This is a genomic window from Nocardia inohanensis NBRC 100128, assembly GCF_001612945.1.
In the GTDB taxonomy this organism is placed as follows: Bacteria; Actinomycetota; Actinomycetes; order Mycobacteriales; family Mycobacteriaceae; genus Nocardia; species Nocardia inohanensis.
The window spans coordinates 23,596-46,875 of sequence record NZ_BDBK01000003.1 but is presented as its reverse complement, the minus strand read 5'-3'; the positions used below and the strand labels follow the sequence as shown (position 1 = coordinate 46,875).

Genomic DNA, 23,280 nt, shown 5'->3' with positions numbered 1-23,280 from the left:
TGAAAGGAAACAGCATGAGCGAGCCCGAGGTTTTGATCGAGAAGCGCGACGGACTCGGGCTGATCACGCTGAACCGGCCCAAGGCGATCAATGCGCTGACCCATTCGATGGCGCTGGTCATCCTGGACGCGCTGCGCGCCTGGGCCGAGGACGACGAGGTGCGCACCGTGGTGCTCACCGGTGCGGGCGAGCGCGGGCTGTGCGCGGGCGGCGATATCGTGGCCATCCACCACGATGCCGCGGCGACCGTGGCGGCGGGCGGCGACGCACCCGCGGCGGAGTCGGCGACCGGCAAGTTCTGGCGCGACGAGTACATCCTGAACGCCTACATCAGCCGGTACCCGAAACCGTATGTGGCGGTGATGGACGGCATCGTGATGGGCGGCGGGGTCGGGCTCTCCGGGCACGCCTCGCATCGCGTGGTGACCGAACGGTCCATGGTCGGCATGCCCGAGGTCGGCATCGGCTTCATCCCGGATGTGGGCGGCACCTACCTGCTGTCGCATGCGACCGGCGAGCTCGGCACCCATATCGGGCTCACCACCGCACGCATGAACGCGGGCGATGCCATCGCGGCCGGATTCGCCGACTATTTCGTTCCGTCCGAACAGCTTTCGGCGCTGCTGGACGCGCTGCGGGAGAACCCCGCCGACGTGGCCATCGCGAAATTCGCGCAGCCCGCACCGGTTTCGGAGTTCGTCGCCCAGCGCGACTGGATCGACACCTGTTACAGCGCGGGCACCGTCGAGGAGATCGTGGACCGGCTGCGCAACGACGGCCGCGCCGAAGCCGCCAAGGCCGCCACTGATCTGCTGGCGAAATCGCCTGTGGCGGTGAAGGTCACGCTGCGTTCGCTGCGGGCCGCGCGCACCGCCGCGAACCTGGAGGAGGCGCTGAACTCCGAATACCGGGTGTCGATCGCCTCCCTCAACACCCACGACCTGGTGGAGGGCATTCGCGCCCAGGTCATCGACAAGGACCGCAATCCGCAATGGTCGCCCGCGACCCTGGCGGACGTCACCGACGCCGACGTGGACGCCTACTTCGCGCCGCTCGGCGCACACGAATTGGGTTTGGCCGCACCGAAGGACGAGCAGTGAGCACTTCCGTGAACAAGAAGGTCGGATTCCTCGGCCTCGGGCACATGGGCGGCCCGATGGCCGCCAACCTGGTCAAGGCCGGATACGAAGTCCTGGCCTTCGACCCCGTCCCCGCCGCGCAGGAACAGGCGAAAGCCGACGGCGCGACCGTGGTCGCGACCGCCGCCGAGGCCACCGCCGCCGCGGACATCGTCATCACCATGCTGCCCAACGGCCGCATCGTGCTCGACCTCTACGGCGAGATCCTCGCGGCCGCCAAACCCGGCACGCTCTTCGTCGACTGCTCCACCATCGACGTGGCCGATGCCAAGCAGGCCGCCGAAATGGCCGCGGCAGCCGGACATCGGGCCGTGGACGCTCCGGTCTCCGGTGGCGTCGCGGGCGCGGCGGCGGGCACCCTCACCTTCATGGTGGGCGGGGCGGACGCCGACTTCGCCGATGCCCTGCCGCTGCTGGAGGTCATGGGCGGCAAGGTCGTGCACTGCGGCGGCGCGGGCGTCGGCCAGGCCGCCAAGATCTGCAACAACATGCTGCTGGGCATTTCCATGATCGGGTTGTCCGAGGCCATCGTGCTGGGCGAGAAGCTGGGCCTGACGCACGACAAGTTCTTCGATGTGGTCTCCACCGCGTCGGGCCAGTCGTGGGCGCTGACCTCGTACTGTCCCGTGCCCGGTCCGGTCCCGACCAGTCCGGCCAACAACGACTACCAGCCCGGTTTCGCGACCGCGCTCATGAACAAGGACCTCGGCCTGGCCGCGAGCGCATTGCAGGCCAACGGGGTCGACGGACAGATCGGTTTGCTGGCGGCAGAGATCTACAACCGCTTCAACCAGGACGAAAGCGGCAAGGACTTCTCCGCTATCGTCACCGACATCCGTAAGCGATCTGGAGAGGAACCGGCGTGACCGACTTCGAGACCATTCTGCTGGAGCGTAAGGGGCGCGTAGCCCTCATCACGCTGAACCGGCCGAAGGCCCTCAACGCGCTCAATTCTCAAGTCCTCGAAGACATCTCGGCCGCTCTCGACGAACTCGAGAACGACAACGAGATCGGCGCGGTCGTCCTCACCGGCTCCGAGCGGGCCTTCGCCGCCGGCGCGGACATCAAGGAAATGCAGAGCAAGTCCTACATGGACATGTTCCTCACCGACCACTTCGCCGGCTGGGATCGCCTCGTCGCCTTCCGCAAGCCCATCATCGCCGCCGTCGCCGGCTACGCCCTGGGCGGCGGTTGCGAACTCGCCATGATGTGCGACCTGCTCATCGCCGCCGACACCGCCAAGTTCGGCCAGCCCGAAATCAAGCTCGGCGTCATCCCCGGCATGGGCGGCTCCCAGCGCCTCACCCGCGCCGTCGGCAAGGCCAAGGCCATGGACCTCATCCTCACCGGCCGCAATATGGACGCCGAAGAGGCCGAGCGCGCCGGCCTGGTCTCCCGCATCGTCCCCGCCGCCGACCTGGTCTCCACCGCCCTGGAAGTGGCAACGACCATCGCCTCCATGTCGCTCCCGTCGGTCATGATCGCCAAGGAAGCCGTCGACCGCTCCTTCGAAACCACCCTCACCGAGGGCCTGCGCTTCGAACGCCGCGTCTTCCACTCCCTCTTCGCCACCGAAGACCAGAAGGAAGGCATGACCGCCTTCGTCGAGAAGCGCCCCGCCGACTTCACCAACAAGTAGGCGAAAAGCTTTCCGCGGCTTCGCGGTCGGGGTGTGTGGGCTCGGAGCCCGCACACCCCGTTCTTCGTCTGCGGATCAGCCGTGTTTGGGCGGGCCGACCACTTCGACGGTGGGGGGCTTGCCGTCGGTGTGGTCGCCGGTCTGGCGGTCCAGGGCGAGGGCGCCGACGATGGTGCCGCTGAGGGTGGCGGTGACGGCGACGGCGGCGACCAGTTTCTTGCGGGAGACCGGGAGGTCCGGGTTGGTGTGGGGGTGGGTCACGGGGGAGGAGCGGACGCTGCGGACGCGGCGGGCGGAGGGGCGTTCGGCGGCCAGCAGGACCGCGCCGCGGGTGGAGACGAACTCGGGTTCCGGGTCGTAAATCAGCGGCATGCCGAGTTGGTGTTTGAGTTCGTCGCGGATGCTCTTGTTGCGGGAGCAGCCGCCGAGCAGGGCCACGGCCGAGGGGTGGACGCCGGTTTCCTCGACCATGTGGCGGATGAACGAGGCCGAATGGTGAATGCCGGCTTCGACCAGTTCGGCGAAATCGCTGCGGGTGATCACGGTGCGGTGGCCGGAGATGGGATCGCAGACCGTGAGCACGCGGTCGGAGGCCAGGGCCTCCTTGTGCCGGCGGGTGACGCCCATGTCGACGGTGACGCCGCCGCGCACCAGCAGCCAGCGTAGGAGGGCGTCGTGGCCGTCACCGCTGAGCACCGTGCTGCGCTTCATGGCGATGATGGCGTCGGTCCGGCAATCGATCTGGGTCAGGGTGAGGCCGGACGCGCCCAGGTCGTAGAGGACGATCGAGCCTTCGGTGGGTAGGCGGCCGGTGAAGCGCAGGTAGCGGAGCTGGGCCACGGGCTCGTCGATGACGGTGAGGCGATTGCGCCCGGCGGTGGTGCGCAGCGCGTCGGCGTGCGAGGTGCAGCGGCAGGTGGCGGCGATACCGGTGATGAATTCGTCCCGCTTGGCGGCGGATTTGCGCATCAGGCGGATGGCCTCGAAAACGCCCTCCTCGATGCTGCCACCGGTACGCCTGGGCACCAGGCAGCGGTCGATGGGCGGCAGATGCGGCTGGTCGGAATGGGTGAGCATGGCGCGTGCGCCAGCAGCGCCCGCCGACACCCCGAGGACCAGCACCATGGCCTCCATGGTGAACCTATTCCGGTCCGAATCCAAGACTATGACGCAGGAAATTGGCTACTCGGATGCTGGACGGTTACTGTCCGGCCCATCTGCTGGGTTCGCTACCGGTGTCGAAGTCGCCGGCGGCTTGCCGGAATTCCGCCAGCAATTCCAGCAACAGCTGCAAACGCTCCGGCGGCAGACCCGCTTCGGCGAAGACCTGCCGATTCAATTGAATGGTGGCCTTGCCCACCAATTCCCGCCCCGCATCGGTGATTTCGATCAAGGTGGCCCGGCGATCACTCGGATGCGGCACCCGCTTCACAAGCTTCGCAGCCTCGAGCCGGTCGACGGTGTTGGTGACGCTGGTCGGATGCACTTGCAGCCGCGCGCTGGCCACCGCCATCGGCAACGCGCCCGTTTTGCTGAAGTTCAGCAGCATCAGTAGCTCGTATCGGGAAAACGTCAGCCCGGAGGGCTTCAACGCCACATCCACCCGGGCCATCACGATCTGCTGCGCCCGCACCAGCGAGGTGACCGCCGCCATTCCGTCGGCGACATCCCCCCAGCCGTGTTCGGCCCACTGGCGATGCGCCTCCTCGATCGGGTCGAGCGGCAGGGGACGTGGCCGAGACATGCCCCCGATCATCGCATGTCGGGCATCCCACGGTGGACAGCGATGAAATCAGGGTGATTCCAACCCTTATCGATCCGGGCGATCCCGGACAATATGGGTGTCATCAAGCGGGTGTGTCCGAGTGGTTTAGGAGAGGGTCTGCAAAGCCCTTCACGCGGGTTCAATTCCCGCCGCTCGCTCTGTCGGATCGGCCCCGGTGAGATGTGCTCACCGGGGCCGTTTTTGCATCGAGACCGGTCGGATTACTTCCCGTCCGAGGAGCAGACCTTCCAGCCGCCGTCTTCCTTGCGCAGATGTTCGGTGCCGGTGGTCTGCTTGCCGTCCGCGCCCGGGAGCGCCACCGTGCCTTTCATTTCCGCCGTGCCGCGATCGCCGGTGACCGCGATCTTGCTCACCGCATCGATGTGGATCTCGAACCGGCCCTGTTCGGCGGCCTTCTGCTGCGCCGCCGAAAGTGCTTGGTACTCGGTGCGATCCGGCGCGCACGCCTTGGCCGCGGCCGCGGCCGGCCCCTCTTTGCTCAATGTCTGGTAGAAGTCCCGGACCGCCGATTCGATCCGCTGTTCATCGGTCTTCCCGGTGCCGGTCGAACCGGAGGCCGAGCTGCAACCGGCGACGAGTCCCGCGCCCAGCACGATCGCGCCGATCAGCAGGAGAGGTTTGCTTGAGGATTGCTGAACGTTCCGAACTGCGCTGTACCGTTGTCCGCCGGGCGGGAAGGTCATTCGGTTCCTTGTGCTCGCGCCACCACTGAATGTCCGCAGACTACGGCAAAACCGTTGCGATTCGGTGGGGTGCCGCCTCCGTCCGGTTTCATTGGTTGTAGGTTGGTTAGCCAAACCTCAGCGATGAGGATTGGCGTGTCGAAAGGACGGTCATGACGGCGGCTCGATGGAAGCTCGTCTCCGGAGCGATCGCGGCGATCACGCTGCTCGGAGTCACGGCCTGCTCCAATTCATCCGGCGACGACAACGAGATCCTCGTCTACAACGCCCAGCACGAATCGCTGACCAAGGAATGGGCCGCCGCCTTCACCAAGGAAACCGGCATCAAGGTCACCCTGCGCCAGGGCGGCGACACCGATCTGGGTAACCAGCTCGTGGCCGAGGGCAAGAACTCGCCCGCCGACGTCTTCCTCACCGAGAACTCGCCCGCCATGGCGCTGGTCGAGAACGCCGGCCTCTTCGCCGACCTGGATCAGGGCACCGTCGCCAACGTGCCCGCCGAGTACCGCCCGTCCACCGGCAAGTGGACCGGAATCGCCGCGCGCTCCACGGTTTTCGTCTACAACACCGGCAAGCTGAACGCCGACCAGCTGCCCAAGTCGCTGCTGGATCTGCAACAGCCGCAGTGGAAGGGCAAGTGGAGCGCGGGCGCGTCCGGCGCCGACTTCCAGGCCATCGTGGCCGCCCTGCTGGAGCTGAAGGGCGAGGACGCGACCAAGGCGTGGCTGAGGGGCATGAAGGACAACGCCATCGTCTCGCAGAACAATGTGACGACCATGAAGGGCGTCAATGCCGGACAGTTCGACGGCGGCGTGATCTACCACTACTACTGGTACCGCGATCAGGCCAAGACCAAGGAGAACAGCGGCAATACCGCGCTGTACTACTTCAAGCACCAGGATCCGGGCGCCTTCGTCTCGATCTCCGGTGGCGGCGTGCTGAAGTCGAGCAAGAAGCAGGCGAACGCGCAGAAGTTCATCAGCTTCATCACCTCGCAAAAGGGGCAAGAGGTGCTGCGCGACGGTGATTCGATGGAGTACCCGGTCGCGAGCAATGTGGCCGCCAATCCCGCACTGCCGCCGCTGAACACCCTCGACGCCCCCAAGATCGACCCCTCCAAGCTGGACGCCAAGAAGGTCACCCAGCTGATGACCGAGGCGGGTCTGCTCTAACCGTGGCAGTCCGGACCGCTGTAGCCACCCGGGCCACCAGGCCCGGGCTTCTCGTCACGATCGCCGCATTGCTGTTGGTGGCGGCGACTTTCGTGCCGTTGGGCTACATCGTGTCCACCCTGATCGCCAATGGCGTGAGCGAGACCGCGCACCTGGTCTTCCGCGCCCGGGTCGGCGAATTGCTGAAGAACACCGCGAGCCTGGTGGTTCTCACGGTGCCGATCTGCGTGGTGGTGGGCGTCGGCCTGGCCTGGATCGTGGAGCGCACCGATGTGCCCGGCACCGCCCTGTGGGGCCCGATCTTCGCCGCTCCCTTGGCTGTTCCCGCCTTCGTCAACTCCTACGGCTGGGTGAGCGCGTTCCCGTCGCTGCACGGGCTGTGGGCGGGCGTGCTCATCGCCACCATGTCGTACTTCCCGCTGGTCTATCTGCCCGCGGCGGCCACCCTGCGGCGTTTGGATCCGGCGGTCGAGGAGTCGGCGCGGGCGCTCGGATCCGGGCCGCTGGAGGTCTTCCTGCGGGTCGTACTCCCGCAACTGCGATTGGCGATTCTCGGTGGCGGACTGCTGATCTCGCTGCACCTGCTCGCCGAGTACGGCGCCTTCGTCATGGTGCGGTTCTCCACCTTCACCACCGCCATCTTCGAGCAGTACCAGTCGAGCTTCGCCGGATCGGCGGGCAGCACCCTGGCCGGGGTCCTGGTGGTGTGCTGCCTGGTGCTGCTGGCGGGTGAGTCGGCCGCGCGCGGGCAGGCGCGATACGCCCGGATCGGCAGCGGCGTCCCCAGGGCGGCGGTGCGGGTGCGGCTCGGCCTCGGCAAGGCCCCGATGTTCCTGCTGCTGGCCGCCGCGCTGATCGCCGCCCTGGGCGTGCCGCTCTGGACCATCCTGCGCTGGCTGCGCCTCGGCGGTGCGGCCGTCTGGGATTGGGCCGATATCGGCGAAGCGCTCGGGCAGACCGTCGGATTGGCCGCGATGGCCGCGCTGATCACCACGCTCTGCGCCTTCCCGGTGGCCTGGATCGCGGTGCGCTCCACCTCGCGGTTCGCCCGGATCATCGAGGGCTGCAACTACATCACCAGCTCGCTGCCGGGCATCGTGATCGCGCTGGCGATGGTGACGGTGACGCTGAAATGGTTCCCGGCCGTCTACCAGACCGCCGGCATGGTGCTGGCCGCCTACACGCTCATGTTCCTGCCGCGCGCCCTGGTGAGCGTGCGCGCGGGCCTGGCCCAGGTGCCCGTCGGCCTGGAGGAGGTGTCGCAGGCGCTCGGTAAATCCGGGCCCGCCACCTTCTTCCGTGTCACCCTGCGCCTCACCGCACCCGCCGCCGCCGCGGCCGCCGCCATGGTTTTCGTGGCGGTGGCCACCGAGCTCACCGCTACCCTGCTGCTGGCTCCCAATGGAACTCGCACGCTGGCCATGCGCTTCTGGTCGCTCTCGGGCGAACTGGACTATGCGGCGGCCGCACCCTATGCGCTGATCATGATCATCGCGGCCGTCCCGGTCACGTATCTGCTGTTCACTCAATCCAGAAAGGCGGCGGGGGTATGAGTCGTCTTGTCGTCGAGAACGTTTCTAAGCACTTCGGGGGCAACCTGGTGCTCGACGGGATCTGCCTCGATGTGCCCGATGGGAGTGCCACCGCGGTGGTCGGCTCCTCCGGCTGCGGGAAGACCACGCTGCTGCGGGTGATCGCCGGGTTCGAGCACCCGGACTCCGGATCGGTTGCCGTGGGCTCGGAAACCGTTACCCGCCAAGGGTTCACGCTGCCCGCGCATCGGCGCAATATCGGGTATGTGGCCCAGGACGGAGCCCTGTTCCCGCATCTGACGGTCGGCCAGAACATCGCCTACGGCTTGAACGGCGGCCTGGCCGGACGGCGAAAGCACAAGCAGCGCATCGCCGAACTACTCGAAATGGTCTCCCTCGACGCCTCTTACGCCGACCGCCGGCCGCATCAGCTCTCCGGCGGTCAGCAGCAGCGCGTCGCTCTGGCCCGCGCCATGGCTCGCAAACCGGAGGTCATGCTGCTGGACGAACCCTTCAGCGCCCTCGATACCGGCCTGCGCGCCGCCACCCGCCAGGCCGTCGCCGAAACCCTGCGCGCGGCGGGCATGACCAGCATCCTGGTCACTCACGACCAGGAAGAGGCCCTCTCCTTCGCCGATCAGGTCGCGGTCATGTGCACCGGCCGCTTCACCCAGGTGGGCGCGCCCGCCCAGGTCTACGCCGCCCCCGCCGACCTGTTCACCGCCGGATTCCTCGGCGACACCGTGCTGCTCGACGCCACCGTCGGCGCGGGCATGGCCGAGACCGCACTGGGCCGCATTCCGGTGCAGGCCGATGCCCCGAGTTCGGCCGCCACCGTCATGATGCGACCGGAACAGCTTGTCGCCCACGTGGTTTCGAACGGCAGCCCCGGCGCCGCTACGGTCCGCGCCGTCGAATTCCGGGGCGCGGACGTCATGCTGAGCCTGGACCTGGACGGCCGGGCCGAACCCATCCAGGTGCGCCGGGTCAGCGTCGGCGCACCCACCGTCGGTGATCGAGTGGATCTCGAAGTCCTCGGCGCGGCAGTCGCTTTCACCTCCGAGCAGTGTGCGGCAGCGGCGAGCCGGAACGGTGCGCTGATCGCGCCAGCGGCGTAACCGGCGGGGTGAGGGTGCGGCCGGAGGCGCGCAGCCCCCATGAGATCAGCACGCACACCGCGAAGGACGCCGTCCACAGCTTGTGATTCACGGCCGAGCCGAAGGCGAGGTGCGAGGCGAACGCGCCGCCGAAATCATAGAAGGCGCCGGCGTACGCCCATTCCTTCAGGCGCGGGTAGCCGGGCACCGCGATCGTCAACGCGCCCAGGATCTTCCAGCCGCCGAGCAGGTACATGAAATAGGTGGGGTAACCGAGTTCCACCATGCCCCCGGCGGTCTCGCCACGCTGGATGACATCGGCGACGCCGCCGGTCAGCAGTACGAAGACCACGATCGAGGTGGCGGTCCAGAAACCGTAGGCGGCCGGGCGATTACCGTCCAGGCGCGGGGCGAAGGTCACCCTGCGCCGCGATTCCGGCCGCGACGCCCACGAGACGCCGGTGATCGCCGCGAAGCCCAGCGGCCCGATCGCGGCGGCATAATCACCTTGCGCCGCAAGCGAAATCGATGCGCCAGTGTAAATGAAGAACACGCCCGCGTACACCCACTCCTTGAGCCGCGGGAACTTGGGAACCAGCAGCACGGCGGCCCCCGGCAGTTTGGCGATGCCCAGGATCACCGCCACGTAGGTGGGGTATTCGAGCTGATCCACGATCACGTCGCGGACGTAATCGATGCGGAGGATGTCCCAGACCCCGCCCACCGCCGATTCGGTGGCGATGATGACGGTGGTCAGCCAATAGACGATGGTGCGGGTCTCGGCCCGGAGTTCGGTGGTCACACTCGCATGACCGCCCGCACCGGCCGAATGTGACCGGCCGCACCCGCGACCCCCTATATTGACCGGAGGACCAACCGTCCGGCTTCATCCAAGGAGATCCGTTGCGCCGCTCGCTCTTCGCCCTGTCAGTCCTCGCCGCCGCCTGCGCCGCGACCCCGCTCGCCGCCGCCGAGCCGGCCGACGCCGCGGTCCAGGTGCGGGCCGTGTGGGGCCCCGAGCAGTTCCCGATCGCCGAGGTGAACGCCGAACTCGCGCCCTGCACCGGCGGCGTCCCCGCCACCGTGACGACCGCCGCCGACGGCACCGCGACCTTCCGCGGCGGTGCGGGCTGCTATCAGGTCAAGGTCTCCACCCCGTCCGGCTGCTCGCTCGACGGCGACGCCACCCAGCAGGTCACCGCGGTGCCGGGCCTCACCCCGACCGCCACCTTCCGCTTCCGCTGCGCGTAACTTCCGCGAACACCCTTGCGCCGGGGCTACTCTGGCGATATGGGCGACACACCGCATCCGGACCCGACCGTCGATCTGGTGGAGCGGGCGGTCGCCCAGATCGGCGCGGTGATCGCCGCCGTCCACCCCGACCAGGCCAAACTGGCCACCCCGTGTGAAAACTGGCCTGTTGGCCGGCTGCTGGACCACATCGTCGGGCAGATCCTGCCCGCCTTCACCACCGCCGCGCGCGGCGAGGACGTGGATTGGGCCGCGGTGCCGCACGAGGAGATCGACGCGGATTGGGCCGCGGAATTCCAGGTGCGCTCGGCTCCGCTGCTGGAGGCGTGGCGCTCGGGAGACCTGGACCGCCCGGTCAAGACCATGGGCGGGGAAGCGCCCCTGCGCGGGCGCGCCGATCAGCAGATCGCCGAATTCGCGATGCACTCCTGGGATCTCGCCCGCGCCACCGGACAGCACCGGGAGCTGGATCCGGAGCTGGCCGAGCACGCGCTGGCCTGGTCCAAGAAACTGCTGAAGCCCGAGTACCGCGGTCCCGGCAAAGCCTTCGAACTCGAAGTGCCGATCGCCGCGGACGCGCCCGTCTACGAGCGGCTGGCGGCCTGGTTCGGCCGCGACCCGCAGTGGCGTGCGGAGGGCTCCGCCTGATCTCGCACGGCGTCGAACGCCGCACCTCGCGCAGGTGAGGAAGGTCACCGTGTCGGCCCTTGCGGCCACTCGTTGTTAGCCTGGGAAACAGATAGCTGATTCTTTTGCTTGCAGCGCGATAGGCGTCGCATCACCGATGGGTAGGTGAGAGATGGGCGCGAAATTCGCGACAGCCCAGCCGGGCGGCGAGCTCGCCATGCCTGATTTGCGCAGGTACGCGGGGAAACTCGAGGGTGTCGCCGCCTTCCTCGGGGCCGTGGTCGCCGGATTGTTGCTGATGGCTCCGCTGGATCTGGCGTGGACCGCCAGGGGCCCGATCCTGCAACTCGACATGCTGGTGCTGAACATGCCGCGCGCCGCGGCCGCGGGTGCGGTCTTCGCCGCCGTCGCCGCCGGGCTCGCCGTCGCGCTGGGCCGCCGCAGCGCCTGGGTCGCCGCCTTCGGCAGCATGCTGGTGCTGCTGGCCGGGCATCTGACCGATCGGGACGCGGCCACCACCGGCACCCTCACCACCGTCAACTACATCGACTCCATCTTCGGCGGCATTCTGCTGGGCACCCTCGCCGTGGCCGCCTTCGGTAAACCGCTCGCCCGCACCGCCTTTCTGATCGGCGCCCTCTCGGCCATCCTGATCGGCGATCTCACCGCCCTGCCCGCCGGGCACGTCTCCGACCGCTCGCTCATCGAATGGGCGTCCAGCGGTACGCCGCCGCTGTGGCTGATCGTGCTCACCGTCCCGGCGCTGGCCGTCGCCCTGCTGACGCAATGGCAGGCGCCCGCCGCCGAGGAGGAGACCGCGGATCTGCCGATCGGCCCGATCCTGGCCGCGCTGCTGCTGACCGTCACCGTCGCCTCCGCCACCGAGTGGTTCGTCCGGCACGCCGACAACCTGCCGAATATCTCGGTGGTGACCGCCGCCACCGTGCTGGCGGGCCTGCTGGCCGCGCTGCTGCTGCCGGGCCGGGACGGGGCCTTGATCCTGCTCATGCTCGGGGCGTCGAACGCGGCCAGCGCGATAGTGGCGGTGCCGCGCCCGGATTGGAGCGCGCCGATTCCGGTGGTGGCCGTCGCGGTGGGTTACTTCGCCGGCCGGCGGCTGCCCAATCCGTGGATCGGCGTGGCCGCGACCGCGGCGCTGTCCATCTTTGCGGCCCTCACCGCCGGTCAGGCGCACACCGACGCGCTGGTCCCGGTCATCGGCATCACCGCGGTCGGGCTGGTGCTGGGCTACTGCTTCGCCGCCGCGCTGCCGGGCAATGCGCCCAGCGTGGCCGTCGGCCTCGCGGTGCTGCTGGTGCCCTGCCTGGTGATCGCCGTGCGCGGCAACGATTTCGGGCGGGTGGCGTATTCACCGCGCTGGTATCGCGACCCGCAGGGGCTGACCTCCGCGGCGCCCGGCTGGGTGGCATTGGGCCTCACCGTCGGGTGCGCGCTGGCCTTGGCGCTGCTGTACCGCATCCGGCGGCCCGCCGGCGCCCCGGCGCTATCGCCGGATCAACGGCCGAATCGGGTGTTCACCCAGGCGAACGCGTCCGGGTAGGAGGCTTCCAGCACGCCGCGATGGTCGACGCCCGGGTAGCCGCGATACTCCACCGGACGGCCCGAGACGCGCTGCTGGAGCACCATGGCATCGGTGGCCACCGCCGGCACCGTGGTGTCGGCGCGGCCCTGGAGCACCAGCAGCGGCTGGGTGAAAGGCAGTGCGCTGGGGTCGTTTTCGTCGAGTACCCCGATCAGCGCCGCCATATCGCCGTTCGGCGTGAACACCTCGCCCGCGTTCAGCCCGCCCCACTCGTCGGCCTGCCGCAGCTGGCCGATGCACCCGCTGTCGGCCAGCGCCAGCATGGTCTCGGTGCGCGGGGTGAGGAACCGGGCCGGATCGACCGGCCGGACCGTCTGCGCGCCCCGGATCACCAGGGGCAGAAAGGAAGTCGCGCCGCCGGTGAGCGGGCTCAGGGCCGAGGCCACGCCCGCGGTGGTGGCGAGCTGCGATGCCTGTAGCCCCAGTCCTTGATGCGAGGCCGGGGCCAGCGCGACCGAACCCAGCAATTGCAGCTCCGGAGCCCATTGCTGCGCTTGCGAATTGGTGAAGATGGCGGCCTGGCCGCCCTGTGAATGCCCCATCGCCACCCAGCGGGTGCCGATCTCGGCATCGATTTCCCTTGCGGCCCTGGCCATATCGGTGACCGCGCGCTGTTCGGTCGTCCCGATCAGATAGCCGTGCGGTCCGGGCGTGCCCAGCCCCTGGTAATCGGTCTGCGCCACCGCGTAACCGGCGGCCAGCCACCGCTCCTGCACCCGGCGGACCAGCGCGGTGTAGTCGTGCGCCGGATACTCCGAGGAGGTGTCCAGCGACGGCGCGCACATATCCGCCACCCCGGTGGTGCCGTGCGCCCACGAGATGAGCGGCCAGCCGCCCGGCGGGGGAGTGCCTTCGGGCACCGCGACGGTGCCCGAGACCGCGACGGTGCGCCCCTGCATATCCACCGACCGGTACAGCAGCAGGTAGTTGCGGGCGCCGGCCAAGCCGGGATCGCCGGTGATAGATCGCAATTGGATGACCGAACCGTGCGGTCCGGCCACCTGTTCGGCAGCGGGAGTGTAGAAGGCGAGGGCATCGGCTTCGCCGGCGGCGCCGGCGGTGCCCGCTCCGGCCACCAGGCCGACGCTGGTCAGTGTCGCCACCATCGAGGTCGCGAGCCGTCCGGAACGCCGGGCGCGCCGAGGTGTCGGTAGGGCCGCGGAGGCGTTTCCGATGTCCGACATGTCCAAAACATACCGGTCATTTGATCTCCCGGGTGGCAATGAACCCGCCCGTGTCACACCCCGGCGGGCTGTCCCGTCATCTTTTCGAACCCGGAAGCAGAGTGCAGAGAAAAGAGCGGACGATGACCGGCGAGACCCAGAACATCAAGGCGCACAACCGGATTGCCGTCGCGGGCGCCACCGGACGGCTCGGCCGCCACGTGGTCGACGTGCTACGCGAACAGGGTCACGAGGTGGTGGAGATGTCCCGCGCCCAGGGCGTCGACGTGGTCACCGGCGCGGGCTTGGCGCAGGCGCTGACCGGAGTCGACATCATCATCGACGCCTCCAGCACACCCTCCCCGGACCTGGCGGTCGCCACCGAATTCTTCACCGCCGCCGCCCGCAACCTGCACGCCGCCGGTCAGGCCGCCGGGGTGCGCCGCCTAGTGGTGGTCTCCATCATCGGAATCAATGCCGCCGCAGCCGGATACAACCTGGCCAAGCAGATCCACGAGCGGGAGGTGCTCGCGGGGCCGGTGCCCACGGTGATCCTGCGCGCCGCCCAATTCCACGAATTCGTCGAACTGCTGCTGCGCTGGGGCACCCGGGGCGAGACCGCGAGCCTGCCGAGGATGCGGACCCAGCTGGTGGCCGCCCGCACCGTCGCCGAGGAGCTGGTCCGGCTGGCCTTCGATCCGGAAGCCACTGCCGCCGTGCCCTTCCCGGAGATCGCGGGCCCGCGCGAGGAGCGCCTGGCCGAGGCCGCCGCCCAGCTCGCCGAGCGGCTCGCGTTGCACGTCACCGTCGACGAGGTCAGCGATCCGGCCAACCCCGACACCCCGCTGAACGAGAACGGCGGCCTGCTGCCCAGCGCACACGCCCGCCTGGCCGGTCCGACCTTCGCCGAATGGCTGGCCGCACAGCGCGAATCCGTCGACGCCTGAAAGAACCGGGCCCCTAACGAGTCGGCCCGCGAACGACGAAGGCCCCGACCGTAATTCACGGTCGGGGCCTTGCGGTGCCCTCGGCAGGAATCGAACCTGCGGCCTTCTGCTCCGGAGGCAGACGCTCTATCCCCTGAGCTACGAGGGCGGGGATGGTCCCTCTCAGGTCTCCCTGAGCGGGCTGGCAAAGCCTATCGCATTGGGTGCGCTGCGCCAAAAAGCCGGGAGGACCGGGCGTTTTGCGGCCCGGTCCGACCGGCTTCAGTTCATCGGCAGGGGTGCGGAACCACGCGCGGCGAGCATCTGGGTCATCAGCTCGGCCTCGCTGGTCTGCGTTTTCGCCATGCTCGCGGCCAGCGCGCGCACCACATCGGTGTCGGCGCGCTGCTCGGCGTACTGGATCATGCCCATGCCGCCCTGGTGATGGCGCAGCATGAGTTGCAGGAACTGCACGTCCAGCGCGGTGCCGGTGGCCTTCTTGAGCGCCGCCAGTTCGTCCTGGGAGGCCATGCCGGGCATGGTGTTCATCGCACCGGTGTGGGCGGCGGCGGTGGCCCCGCCGTGGTGCGAAGCGCCGGAAGTGCCTGTCATCCAGGACATATAGCCGTCGGCGGCGATGAACGGTTCGTTCCAGCCCTGCAACCACGCCTGCATGCGGCCGATCTGGTTCTGCTGGGTGGTGAGGATGTCGTAGGCGAGCCGCTTCACATCCGGATCGGTGGAACCGCTCAGCGCCACCGCGGACATCTCGACCGCCTGGGCGTGATGCACCGACATGTCTTGGCTGAAGCCGATATCCACCGGATTCGGATCCGCCTTGCCGGCCCGCTCCAAGGGAATGTGCGCGAACAGGCCGAGCGCCACCCCGATCAGCAGGACGCCGATGACGCCCAGCACCAGCAGCGCGGTGCGCTGACCGCGGTGCGGGGCGGCCGGATCGGCATCCGGGGCCGGGTCGTAGTCGTGAATATCGTCGCCGGACACGAGGGGCGGCATCACTGACCCGGCTGCTGACCGGCCTGCGGCTCGGTCTGCGGGGCCTCGGTCGGGACGGGAATGCTCGGAACGCCTTCGGGCGCAAGGCCGCTGCCGCCCAAGCCGCCGGTCTGGTCGCCGCCGGTGAGGCCACCGGGCAGACCGGTGAGGCCGCCGGGCATGCCGGGAATGCCGCCCAGCCCGCCATTGCCCTCGTTCTGCACCTTGGTCGCGCCCTTACCGTCCATCGGCACCGCGTCCGGGCCCGGGGCCGACGCGTCGAAGGCGGGCGGGTTCTTGGTGTCGAAGGTCGGGTTGGAGCAGCTCGCGCCCACCTCGGGGTAGAACTTCTCGTTCAGGCGCAGGTCCTTGATGAAGCGGTCCACGCGCGAATCGCCGGCGCTCTGCACCTTCAGCTGGTGGCCCCACGACATCAGCGCGACCGGGGCGTCCAGGCCCGGGTACGGCGACATCAGCGAGTACGGCTTGCCCTGCACCTTCTGCTTCAAGGTGTCGATACCGGCCGCATCGACCTTGTCGGGGTTGTAGGCGATCCAGATCGCGCCGTGCTCCAGCGAATGCACCGCGTTCTCGGTGCGGATCGCCTTCTCGTAGACCGTGCCCATGCAGTCGGCCCAGGAACCGTCGTGCGGGCCGCCGAAGGGCGGGGCCTGGTCGTAGGCGACGCGCTGGGTGGAGGCCACGTGCAGACCGGCCGCGTAGTCCTTCTTGACGATGCCGTCGATGTACGCGGACGGGTTCTTGAGCTCTTCCTTGGCGTTGTACTTGGGCACCAGGTAGGCCGCGATTCCGCCGATCAGGGCGAGAATCGACACCACGGCGGCGATGGTCAGCCAGGGGATCTGACGTTTGCCACCGACTTTGCCACCGCCACCGCGTTTCTTGGACGGGGCGGACTTGCCCGCCGCCTTGATGGCCTTGGCCGACTTGGCGCTGGTCCTGCTCGGCATGGTTTTGGTGCTCTTTTCGACGTGTCGGAGAATCAAACGGTGCGGCCGCATCGTTTGCTGGGCGCCTGCCCGGTAGGTGCCCGCGCGCGGCGGTTACCTGCTCAGACCATAGGATAGTGACTCGTGACTCCAGCTGACCTTGCAGATCTCCTTCGTGCTACCGCGGCGAAGGTACTTGTCGAACGTGGATCCGACCCTGCGGTCCTGCCCGACGAGGTCAAGGTGGAGCGTCCCCGCAACCCCGAGCACGGTGACTATGCCACGAATGTGGCCATGCAGGTAGGCAAGAAGGCCGGAATCAACCCGCGCGAGTTTGCGAATCTGCTGGCCGAGGCGCTGTCGGCGGCCGAGGGCATCGAGGTCGCGGAGGTCGCGGGGCCGGGCTTCCTGAACATCCGGCTGGCCAAGGCCGCGCAGGGCGCCATCGTCGAGAAGATCCTGGCCGCGGGGGAGAGCTACGGCACCGCCGGCGCGCTCGGCGGCACCAAGATCAACCTGGAGTTCGTCTCCGCCAACCCCACCGGACCCATCCACCTGGGCGGCACCCGCTGGGCCTCGGTCGGCGACGCCCTCGGCCGGATCCTGGCCGCGCAGGGCGCGGACGTGACCCGCGAGTACTACTTCAACGACCACGGCGCGCAGATCGACCGCTATGCGGGCTCGCTGGTCGCCGCCGCGCTCGGGCAGCCGACGCCGGAGGACGGGTACGCGGGCGCGTACATCAACGAGATCGCCGACACCGTCGTCAAGGCCAACCCGGGCGTGCTGGAGCTGCCCGAAGCGCAGCGGCACGAGGTGTTCCGCCGCGACGGCGTCGAGCTGATGTTCGCCCACATCAAGCAGACCCTGCACGATTTCGGCACCGACTTCGACGTGTACTTCAACGAAAGCTCGCTGTTCGCCAGCGGTGCGGTCGAGAAGGCCCTGGCGGAGCTGAAGGCGTCGGGCAACCTGTACGAGAAGGACGGCGCCTGGTGGATCGCCTCCACCGAATACGGTGACGACAAGGACCGCGTCGTCATCAAGAGCGACGGCAAGTCCGCCTACATCGGCGGCGATATCGCCTACTTCCAGAACAAGCGCTCGCGCGGCTTCGACCTGTGCATCTACATGCTGGGCGCGGACCACCACGGCTACATCGGCCGGCTCAAGGCCGCCGCCGCCGCGTTCGGCGACAACCCCGACAGCGTCGAGGTGCTCATCGGCCAGATGGTGAACCTGGTCAAGGATGGCAAGGCCATGAAGATGAGCAAGCGCGCGGGAACCGTTGTCACCCTCGACGATCTGGTCGAGCTGATCGGTGTCGACGCCTCGCGCTACGCGCTGGTGCGCTCCTCGGTGAACTCCAGCATCGATATCGATCTGGACCTGTGGACCCGGACCGACAACGAGAACCCGGTCTACTACGTGCAATACGCGTACGCCCGCACCAACTCCATCATCGGCAATGCCGCCGCCTTCGGATTCGATTCCGTCCCCGCCGATTTCGCGCTCGCCAGCTCGAGCCGCGAGGGCGATCTGATCCGCACCCTGGGTGAATTCCCGCGCGTGGTGGCCACCGCCGCCGAATTGCGGGAGCCGCACCGCGTCGCCCGCTACCTGGAGGACCTGGCCGGCGTCTACCACGCCTTCCAGTCCGACAACGACATGCGGGTCATCCCGCAGGGCGACGATCCCGTCACCCCCTTGAACTCGGCCCGCCTCGAGCTGGTCAAAGCCACCCGTCAGGTTCTCGCCAACGGCCTCGGCCTGCTAGGCGTCAGTGCACCGGAGCGTATGTAGATGAGTGCTCACCCCGCCGGTCCCCGTCACGCGGACATCCCGCACGCCCCCGGTCTGCCGGAGCGGCCTGCCGACCCGAAGCAGATGATCGAGCTGCCCGCGAATGTGTGGCCGCGCAACGCTTCTCGCGACGAGGACGGCGTCGTCCGGATCGCGGGCGTGCCGGTGCACGAGCTGGCCGCCGACTACGGCACCCCGCTGTTCGTCATCGACGAGGACGACTTCCGTTCCCGCTGCCGCGATATGGTCCGCGCCTTCGGCGAGGGCTCGCGAGTGCACTACGCCTCCAAGGCGTTCCTGTGCGGAGAGGTCGCCCGCTGGATTCGTGATGAGGGCCTGCACCTGGACGTCTGCTCCGCCGGTGAGCTGTCGGTGGCGCTGCACGCCGGTTTCCCGGCCGAGCGAATCGCGCTGCACGGTAACAACAAATCGGTGCCGGAGCTGGAGCTCGCGGTCGAGCGGGGCGTCGGGCACGTGGTGCTGGACTCCATGATCGAGATCGAGCGCCTGGACACCGTCGCCAAGCGCGCCGGCCGGGTGCAGGACGTACTCGTCCGGGTCACCGTCGGCGTGGAAGCCCATACCCACGAATACATTTCGACCGCGCACGAGGATCAGAAGTTCGGCTTCTCGATCGCCAGCGGTGATGCCATGCAGGCCATCGCCCGGGTCTTCGAATCCGACAACCTGCGCCTGGTCGGCCTGCACTCGCACATCGGCTCGCAGATCTTCGAGATCGACGGTTTCGAGATCTCCACCCGCCGCATGCTGGGCGTGCTGCGCGAGGTGGCCGACAAGTTCGGCGCCGAACGCGCCGCGCAGGTGAACGTACTGGATCTCGGTGGCGGCCTGGGTATTTCGTACCTGCCGCACGATGATCCGCCGGCCCTGGACGATTTCGCCGCCAAGCTGCGCCGCATCGTCGCCGAGGAGGCCGAGCGCGCGGGGCTGCCGGTCCCGACCATCGCCGTCGAGCCGGGCCGCGCCATCGCCGGACCGGGCACCGTCACGCTTTACGAGGTCGGCACCATCAAAGATGTTGTGCTCGACGGGGGTAATCGCCGACGCTATGTCAGCGTCGACGGCGGCATGAGCGACAACATTCGCCCGGCCCTGTATCAAGCGGAGTACGACTGCCGATTGGTTTCTCGGAGTAGCGATTCCGGTCCGGTGGTCGCACGAGTCGTCGGAAAGCATTGCGAGAGCGGGGATATCGTCATTCGCGATACCTGGCTCCCGGGCGATGTCGGCCCCGGCGACCTGGTGGCGGTGGCCGCGACCGGCGCGTACTGCTACTCGATGTCGAGCCGCTACAACCTGCTCACCCGGCCCGCCGTGGTCGCTGTGCGGGATGGCAAGGCGCGCTTGATTCTCCGCCGTGAAACGGTGGAGGACCTACTGAGCTTGGAGGTGAATGCATGACCGAGGTAGCTAAGACCGGTGTGTGGGGATCGGATCATCCGATCGGCGTGGCGGTCCTCGGCATGGGCACGGTCGGCACCGAAGTGGTCCGCATCATTCGTGACCACGCCGATGATCTGTGCAACCGCGTGGGCGCGCCCGTCGTGCTGCGCGGCGTCGCCGTCCGCGACCTGAACAAGGATCGCGGCATCGCGCCCGAGCTGCTCACCGTCGACGCCGAAACCCTCGTCACCCGTGACGATGTGGATATCGTGGTCGAGCTCATGGGCGGTATCGATCCGGCGCGCGCGCTCATCACCGCCGCGCTGAACGCGGGCAAGTCCGTGGTCACCGCCAACAAGGCGCTGCTGGCCGACTACACCGGCGAGCTCGCGAACGCGGCCGAAAACCACCGTGCCGACCTGTATTTCGAGGCCGCCGTGGCCGGGGCCATCCCGGTCGTGCGCCCGCTCATCCAGTCGCTGTCCGGCGACCGGGTGAACCGCGTGGTCGGCATCGTCAACGGCACCACCAACTTCATCCTCTCCGCGATGGCCGAGACCGGCGCGGACTACCACGACGTGCTCGCCGAGGCCACCCGCCTGGGCTACGCCGAGGCCGACCCGACCGCCGATGTCGAGGGCTACGACGCCGCCGCCAAGGCCGCCATCCTGGCCTCGGTCGCCTTCCACACCCGCGTCACCTCCGGCGATGTCTACCGCGAGGGCATCTCCAAGATCACTTCCGAGGATCTGGAGACCGCCGCGGCCGTCGGCTGCACCGTGAAGCTGCTGGCCATGGCCGAGCGCGTGGTCGACGACGGCGGCAAGGAGCAGATCTCGGTCCGCGTCTACCCGGCGCTCATCCCGCGCAAGCACCCCCTCGCGGCGGTCAGCGGCGCGTTCAACGCCGTGGTGGTCGAGGCCGAGAATGCCGGCCGCCTGATGTTCTACGGCCAGGGCGCGGGCGGCGCTCCCACCGCCTCGGCCGTGATGGGCGACCTGGTGATGGCGGCGCGCAACAAGTTCTACGGTGGCCGCGCGCCGGGCGAATCGGTTTATGCTGAGCTGCCGATCGCCTCGATCGGCGACACCCCGACCCGCTACCACGTGAATCTCCAGGTAGCCGACCGCACCGGCGTGCTGGAAGCGGTCGCCGGCGAGTTCGCCAAGCACGGTGTGAGCATCTCGACGGTCCGCCAGGAAGGCCACGACGTGGGCGCTCGCCTGGTCGTGGTGACCCACCACGCGCAGGAATCGGCGCTGGCCGATACCGTTGCGGCGTTGGCCGAACTGGACTCCGTCACGTCCGTGACCAGTGTTCTGAGATTGGAAGGCACCGAGGAATGAGTGCAACAGCACGAGCCGCAGCCGTGCACACCCCGTGGCCGGGCCTGATCAACGCGTATCGGGATCGCCTCCCGATTCCGGCCGACTGGGAAGCCGTCACCCTCTTCGAGGGCGGCACTCCGCTGGTGCCCGCACATCACCTGTCCGAGCTGACCGGTTGTGAGGTGTACCTCAAGGTCGAGGGCGCGAACCCGACCGGTTCGTTCAAGGACCGTGGCATGACCATGGCCATGACCGACGCCAAGTACAACGGCAAGACCGCGGTGCTGTGCGCTTCGACGGGCAACACCTCGGCCTCGGCCGCCGCCTACGCCACCCGCGCGGGCCTGCACTGCGCGGTGCTGATTCCGCAGGGCAAGATCGCCATGGGCAAGCTGGCGCAGGCGGTCATGCTGGGCGCGAAGATCATTCAGGTGGACGGCAATTTCGACGACTGCCTGGAGCTGGCCCGCAAGGTGACCGCGGAGTTCCCGTCGGTCGGCCTGGTCAACTCGGTCAACCCGGCCCGCATCGAGGGCCAGAAGACCGCGGCCTTCGAAATCGCGGACGCGCTGGGCAAGGCCCCCGACGTGCACGTGCTCCCGGTCGGCAACGCGGGCAATATCACCGCGTACTGGAAGGGCTATAGCGAGTACTACGCCGACGGCGTCACCACCTCGCGCCCGCGCATGCTGGGCGTGCAGGCCGCCGGTGCCGCGCCGCTGGTCAACGGGGCCCCGGTGAAGGATCCCGAGACCATCGCCACCGCCATCCGGATCGGTGCGCCCGCGTCCTGGAATCAGGCCATGGCCGCCAAGGAAGAGTCCGGCGGTGCCTTCCGCGCGGCCACCGATGACGAGATCCTGGCCGCGTATCGCCTGGTCGCGTCGAAGGAAGGCGTGTTCGTCGAACCCGCTTCCGCCGCTTCGGTCGCCGGTCTGCTGGCCGCCCGCCAGGAGGGCTGGCTCGATTCGGGCCTGACCGTGGTCTGCACCGTCACCGGCAACGGCCTCAAGGATCCGGACAACGCCCTCAAGGGCATGCCCGAGGTCCAGCCCATCGCGGTCGATCCGATCGCCGTCGCACACGCACTCGAGCTGGCCTGACATTGAATTCGCGCGAAGGTCAGCTGATGACCAGGACCCTGCCCGCCGGAATCACCGTCACCGTGCGGGTTCCGGCGTCCAGTGCCAATCTGGGGCCGGGCTTCGATTCCCTCGGAATCGCTTTGGGGCTGTACGACGAGATCACGGTCTCCACCACGGACTCCGGTCTCGCCATCCGCGTGGAGGGTGAAGGGGCCGCCGATGTGCCCTGGGGCCCTTCGCATCTCGTGGTGCGCGCCATCGAACGCGGCCTGCAAGCCGCCGGGGTCTGGGCCGATGGCCTGGACGTGGTGTGCCACAACGTGATTCCGCATTCGCGGGGGATGGGCTCCTCGGCCTCGGCGGTGGTCGGCGGGCTGGCCGCCGGTCGCGGGCTGGCCGCCAAGTTCGACGCCGCGCTGGCGTACGGCGATGACGTGATGGTGCAGCTGGCCTCGGAATTCGAGGGTCATCCCGACAATGCCGCGGCCAGCATCCTGGGCGGAATCGTGGTGTCCTGGACCGAAACCGACCGTCCCGCAGACGGAAACGGTGCGGGCGACCACAATCCGCGTGTGTACCGCGCGGTTCGCCTGGAACCCCAGCCCGGACTGCGCCCGGTGGTGCTGATCCCGGAGGAGCACTCCTCCACCGCGCACACCCGCGGCCTGCTCCCGGAGACGGTTCCGCACGTGGACGCCGCCTTCAATGTGAGCCGCGCCGCGCTGGCGGTAGTCGCCTTGACGCAACGACCCGATCTCCTGATGCCCGCCACCGCGGATCGGCTACACCAGGGTTATCGCGCCTCGGCGCTGCCGCTCACCACGAAATGGATCGAACGGCTGCGCGCGGCCGGTATTCCGGCCACCGTTTCCGGTGCCGGGCCGACCGTGCTCGCCTTCGTGACCAGCGAATTCCCCGCCGAACTGCGTGAACTCGCACTTGCCGAGGGACTTCGTGTGCTCGAACCGGGTATTGCCGACGGCGTCCTGGTGAATTGAGCCGAAGCCGTAATGGTGGATTGACAGCGCGCCTGCCTTGCAGGCGTTACGGGCGACGGCTATCCTGAGCGAGTCCGTACATCGTGCGCGTCAGACGC

22 protein-coding genes and 2 tRNA genes are annotated in these 23,280 nt (G+C 68.5%); 16 read left to right on the top strand and 8 right to left on the bottom strand.

Annotated features, from left to right (window positions below; genetic code table 11):
- The first annotated feature begins 14 nt into the window (after positions 1 to 14).
- From NI1_RS11570 to NI1_RS11560, 3 genes are read left to right on the top strand one after another with little or no spacing between them, the layout of a single operon-like run.
- On the top strand, positions 15 to 1,100 hold the full coding sequence (locus tag NI1_RS11570; RefSeq protein WP_067818375.1) for an enoyl-CoA hydratase/isomerase family protein: 1,086 nt from the start codon (positions 15 to 17) through the stop codon (positions 1,098 to 1,100).
- 8 nt (positions 1,101 to 1,108) lie between these two features.
- Positions 1,109 to 2,005 carry a 3-hydroxyisobutyrate dehydrogenase gene (gene mmsB, locus NI1_RS11565; protein ID WP_439957250.1) on the top strand — a complete coding sequence of 299 codons (897 nt, stop codon included), beginning with the start codon at positions 1,109 to 1,111 and terminating at the stop codon, positions 2,003 to 2,005.
- Positions 2,002 to 2,778, top strand: a complete 777-nt coding sequence (locus tag NI1_RS11560; RefSeq protein ID WP_067818373.1) for an enoyl-CoA hydratase — start codon at positions 2,002 to 2,004, stop codon at positions 2,776 to 2,778. Before mmsB ends, NI1_RS11560 begins: the two co-directional genes overlap by 4 nt.
- A gap of 75 nt (positions 2,779 to 2,853) precedes the next feature.
- Here NI1_RS11560 and NI1_RS11555 read toward each other — a convergent pair whose 3' ends face one another.
- Positions 2,854 to 3,912 carry an acetate and sugar kinases/Hsc70/actin family protein gene (locus NI1_RS11555; RefSeq protein WP_245663177.1) on the bottom strand — a complete coding sequence of 353 codons (1,059 nt, stop codon included), beginning with the start codon at positions 3,910 to 3,912 and terminating at the stop codon, positions 2,854 to 2,856.
- A gap of 67 nt (positions 3,913 to 3,979) precedes the next feature.
- Entirely contained in the window at positions 3,980 to 4,522 is a 543-nt protein-coding gene (locus NI1_RS11550; RefSeq protein WP_067818618.1) for a MarR family winged helix-turn-helix transcriptional regulator, read from the bottom strand.
- Positions 4,523 to 4,629: 107 nt separating this feature from the next.
- Between NI1_RS11550 and NI1_RS11545 the strand changes: the two genes are divergently transcribed.
- Positions 4,630 to 4,701: transfer RNA gene (locus tag NI1_RS11545), tRNA-Cys, on the top strand.
- Positions 4,702 to 4,764: 63 nt separating this feature from the next.
- Here NI1_RS11545 and NI1_RS11540 read toward each other — a convergent pair.
- Entirely contained in the window at positions 4,765 to 5,247 is a 483-nt protein-coding gene (locus tag NI1_RS11540; RefSeq protein ID WP_067818372.1) for an Rv0361 family membrane protein, read from the bottom strand.
- A gap of 152 nt (positions 5,248 to 5,399) precedes the next feature.
- On the opposite strand from NI1_RS11540, the gene NI1_RS11535 reads away from it, so the two are divergent.
- Genes NI1_RS11535 through NI1_RS11525 form a run of 3 tightly spaced genes read left to right on the top strand, consistent with a single transcriptional unit; the run spans position 5,400 to position 9,069 of the window.
- Entirely contained in the window at positions 5,400 to 6,419 is a 1,020-nt protein-coding gene (locus NI1_RS11535; protein ID WP_067818369.1) for an iron ABC transporter substrate-binding protein, read from the top strand.
- Positions 6,420 to 6,421: 2 nt separating this feature from the next.
- A complete protein-coding gene (locus NI1_RS11530) occupies positions 6,422 to 7,972 on the top strand; it encodes an ABC transporter permease (RefSeq protein WP_067818366.1) in 1,551 nt (516 codons plus the stop codon).
- Positions 7,969 to 9,069: an ABC transporter ATP-binding protein gene (locus NI1_RS11525; protein ID WP_067818364.1), complete on the top strand. Its 1,101-nt coding sequence runs from the start codon at positions 7,969 to 7,971 to the stop codon at positions 9,067 to 9,069. Before NI1_RS11530 ends, NI1_RS11525 begins: the two co-directional genes overlap by 4 nt.
- Here the strand turns inward: NI1_RS11525 and NI1_RS39210 are convergent.
- Positions 9,005 to 9,850, bottom strand: a complete 846-nt coding sequence (locus tag NI1_RS39210; RefSeq protein WP_067818361.1) for a DoxX family protein — start codon at positions 9,848 to 9,850, stop codon at positions 9,005 to 9,007. The two genes, NI1_RS11525 and NI1_RS39210, sit on opposite strands and share 65 nt — an antisense overlap.
- A 101-nt stretch (positions 9,851 to 9,951) precedes the next feature.
- Here NI1_RS39210 and NI1_RS11515 point away from each other — a divergent pair, with 101 nt between their 5' ends.
- The 3 genes from NI1_RS11515 to NI1_RS11505 all read left to right on the top strand — a co-directional run bounded on the left by NI1_RS11515 (position 9,952) and on the right by NI1_RS11505 (position 12,487).
- Positions 9,952 to 10,299: a hypothetical protein gene (locus tag NI1_RS11515; protein WP_067818358.1), complete on the top strand. Its 348-nt coding sequence runs from the start codon at positions 9,952 to 9,954 to the stop codon at positions 10,297 to 10,299.
- Positions 10,300 to 10,338: 39 nt separating this feature from the next.
- The gene (locus tag NI1_RS11510; RefSeq protein ID WP_067818354.1) at positions 10,339 to 10,947 is read left to right on the top strand and encodes a TIGR03086 family metal-binding protein; all 609 of its coding nucleotides are present in this window, start codon (positions 10,339 to 10,341) and stop codon (positions 10,945 to 10,947) included.
- A 151-nt stretch (positions 10,948 to 11,098) separates the two neighbouring features.
- Positions 11,099 to 12,487 carry a hypothetical protein gene (locus tag NI1_RS11505; protein ID WP_067818351.1) on the top strand — a complete coding sequence of 463 codons (1,389 nt, stop codon included), beginning with the start codon at positions 11,099 to 11,101 and terminating at the stop codon, positions 12,485 to 12,487.
- Here NI1_RS11505 and NI1_RS11500 read toward each other — a convergent pair.
- The gene (locus tag NI1_RS11500; protein WP_084523022.1) at positions 12,442 to 13,713 is read right to left on the bottom strand and encodes an alpha/beta hydrolase family protein; all 1,272 of its coding nucleotides are present in this window, start codon (positions 13,711 to 13,713) and stop codon (positions 12,442 to 12,444) included. The genes NI1_RS11505 and NI1_RS11500 overlap by 46 nt on opposite strands.
- A 122-nt stretch (positions 13,714 to 13,835) precedes the next feature.
- Here NI1_RS11500 and NI1_RS11495 point away from each other — a divergent pair, with 122 nt between their 5' ends.
- Positions 13,836 to 14,639 carry an SDR family oxidoreductase gene (locus NI1_RS11495; protein WP_067818348.1) on the top strand — a complete coding sequence of 268 codons (804 nt, stop codon included), beginning with the start codon at positions 13,836 to 13,838 and terminating at the stop codon, positions 14,637 to 14,639.
- Between the two features lie 75 nt (positions 14,640 to 14,714).
- Here NI1_RS11495 and NI1_RS11490 read toward each other — a convergent pair.
- The 3 genes from NI1_RS11490 to NI1_RS11480 all read right to left on the bottom strand — a co-directional run bounded on the left by NI1_RS11490 (position 14,715) and on the right by NI1_RS11480 (position 16,585).
- Positions 14,715 to 14,787: transfer RNA gene (locus NI1_RS11490), tRNA-Arg, on the bottom strand.
- Between the two features lie 113 nt (positions 14,788 to 14,900).
- Positions 14,901 to 15,635, bottom strand: coding sequence for a DUF305 domain-containing protein (locus tag NI1_RS11485; RefSeq protein ID WP_067818345.1), 735 nt, complete (start codon positions 15,633 to 15,635; stop codon positions 14,901 to 14,903).
- Positions 15,635 to 16,585: a thioredoxin-like domain-containing protein gene (locus NI1_RS11480; protein WP_067818612.1), complete on the bottom strand. Its 951-nt coding sequence runs from the start codon at positions 16,583 to 16,585 to the stop codon at positions 15,635 to 15,637. Before NI1_RS11480 ends, NI1_RS11485 begins: the two co-directional genes overlap by 1 nt.
- 123 nt (positions 16,586 to 16,708) lie before the next feature.
- Here NI1_RS11480 and argS point away from each other — a divergent pair, with 123 nt between their 5' ends.
- The 5 genes from argS to thrB are packed head-to-tail and all read left to right on the top strand — an operon-like array spanning position 16,709 to position 23,182.
- On the top strand, positions 16,709 to 18,367 hold the full coding sequence (gene argS / locus NI1_RS11475; protein ID WP_067818343.1) for an arginine--tRNA ligase: 1,659 nt from the start codon (positions 16,709 to 16,711) through the stop codon (positions 18,365 to 18,367).
- Entirely contained in the window at positions 18,368 to 19,789 is a 1,422-nt protein-coding gene (gene lysA, locus NI1_RS11470; protein ID WP_067818340.1) for a diaminopimelate decarboxylase, read from the top strand.
- Positions 19,786 to 21,117: a homoserine dehydrogenase gene (locus NI1_RS11465; protein WP_067818338.1), complete on the top strand. Its 1,332-nt coding sequence runs from the start codon at positions 19,786 to 19,788 to the stop codon at positions 21,115 to 21,117. The genes lysA and NI1_RS11465 overlap by 4 nt, the downstream gene beginning before the upstream one ends.
- Positions 21,114 to 22,202: a threonine synthase gene (thrC, locus tag NI1_RS11460; RefSeq protein ID WP_067818335.1), complete on the top strand. Its 1,089-nt coding sequence runs from the start codon at positions 21,114 to 21,116 to the stop codon at positions 22,200 to 22,202. Before NI1_RS11465 ends, thrC begins: the two co-directional genes overlap by 4 nt.
- Before the next feature lie 26 nt (positions 22,203 to 22,228).
- On the top strand, positions 22,229 to 23,182 hold the full coding sequence (thrB, locus tag NI1_RS11455) for a homoserine kinase (RefSeq protein WP_067818609.1): 954 nt from the start codon (positions 22,229 to 22,231) through the stop codon (positions 23,180 to 23,182).
- Positions 23,183 to 23,280: the final 98 nt, after the last annotated feature.